Source organism: Litoreibacter roseus (assembly GCF_009811795.1).
GTDB classification, from domain to species: domain Bacteria; phylum Pseudomonadota; class Alphaproteobacteria; order Rhodobacterales; family Rhodobacteraceae; genus Litoreibacter; species Litoreibacter roseus.
On the sequence record NZ_BLJE01000026.1, the window covers coordinates 1 to 785 of the forward strand.

The 785-nt window shown below is 56.9% G+C and carries 1 pseudogene; it reads left to right on the forward strand.

The features are described 5' to 3' along the window. Positions 1-122: 122 nt before the first annotated feature. Positions 123-644, forward strand: a pseudogene (locus KIN_RS22520) (AbrB family transcriptional regulator). Positions 645-785: the final 141 nt, after the last annotated feature.

Here is a 785-nt window from a genome sequence, read left to right on the forward strand (position 1 = left end):
CCCGTTCCTACCGCCACGCCCGAGCCGATGCCTTCGAAATTTGGACTGAGTATGCACACGAGTTGATCGCTTGAAATCAAAATGCAGCTCCGTTCTGGCGTGCCATCAATAATAACCTGACACTGCCGTTGGATCTGCTGATACTTGGCCTTTGCGCCGTACTGGGGAGTGCTTTGGGACTGGGTCTGAAACTGCCAGCCCCCACCTTCATTGGCCCGATGGCACTGAGCGCAGCCGTGCACATGGTGGAGATCACCCATGGCAGCCCGCCACTTGCTCTCGTCATCATGGCCCAAATTTTCTTGGGGACCATCGTCGGCTGCCGGTTCAAAGGCAGTCAGCCCGTGGACGTGTTTTTCGCGCTGCGACTGGCGATTGTATCAACGGTAATCATGATGGCGGTCGCCGCAGTCACCGCGTGAGGCGTGCACGCCGTGACCGGATACAGCACTGCACAGCTTCTTTTGGCCTACGCGCCCGGGGGCCTTAATGAGATGAGCCTTGTATCGCTGGCGATCCAGGCTGACGTGGCCTTTGTGGCGACCCATCACCTTGTCCGCATCATCGTCTTGCTGGCGCTGGCTGGGACGGTCCTTGCGAAAGTTGCAACGATCATGAACAGAAATATCAACCGAGAGACATGAATTGCGCCGCCCTGCGTATTGTCAACTTGATGACACCATGCTGACAGAACTCCTTCGCGCGCGGATACGCAATGGGATAGCTTGGGTTGTCCCTTTTGATGGGGCTGAACGAGAGGTCATATCACGTGCGCTGGTTTCGTC